Source organism: Bartonella sp. AA9NXGY (assembly GCF_042196845.1).
Lineage (GTDB): Bacteria > Pseudomonadota > Alphaproteobacteria > Rhizobiales > Rhizobiaceae > Bartonella.
In genome coordinates, this window is sequence record NZ_JBHIRB010000122.1 from 1 (window position 1) to 576 (window position 576).

Annotated in this window: 2 protein-coding genes; both read left to right on the forward strand. The window is 44.3% G+C overall.

Annotated features, from left to right (window positions below; all coding sequences use genetic code 11):
- Nucleotides 1-357 (forward strand): ShlB/FhaC/HecB family hemolysin secretion/activation protein (locus ACFIM6_RS10160; RefSeq protein WP_375612703.1); only part of this gene is annotated, 357 nt, incomplete at its 5' end.
- 25 nt (nt 358-382) lie between these two features.
- Nucleotides 383-576, forward strand: a 194-nt coding sequence (locus ACFIM6_RS10165) for a hypothetical protein (RefSeq protein ID WP_375612704.1), incomplete at its 3' end; no start/stop codon positions are given.

Below are 576 nucleotides of genomic sequence, written 5' to 3' on the forward strand. Positions count from 1 at the left end.
CAGATTTCGTTGGGGGGTGCTTCCAATGTTCGTGGCACGCGTGAGAGTTTGCTTTTTGGCAATAACGGTTTTTTTAGCCGGAATGATTTGTTGCTACGCACCATTCCGTGGAGCAATCACGCGACCTTCAAAAAGGTTTTTGGAGAACTTCGCCCTTATGTTGGTTTGGATTATGGGCGTGTGTTTTCGCAAGTTTTGTATGGGATTAAGAGTGATCAGCTTGCCGGTTGGACAGCAGGTGTCAAGCTTGCGGGAGGCATGGTCTCTCTTGATGCCAGTTATTCCAGTATTTTTTGGAGCACAGTTAAGCACAAAAAATCAGGAACATTTTTTATGACATTAACAATGGAACTTTAAGCATTTTTTATTGGGGAGTTAAAGTATGAGATATGAGAAGAGAGCAGAAAGAGCAGCTTTATTAGGTGTTTTGGTCTCCAGTACGATGCTCAAAAAGGTTTTATTTGGGGGACTTGGTTTTTCTTGTTTGTTAGCCCCTTCAGCGTTACAGGCGCAAATTACTGTGGATCCTAACGCGAATGCCGCCCATCGTCCAGATATAGTGGCAGCGCCCAATGG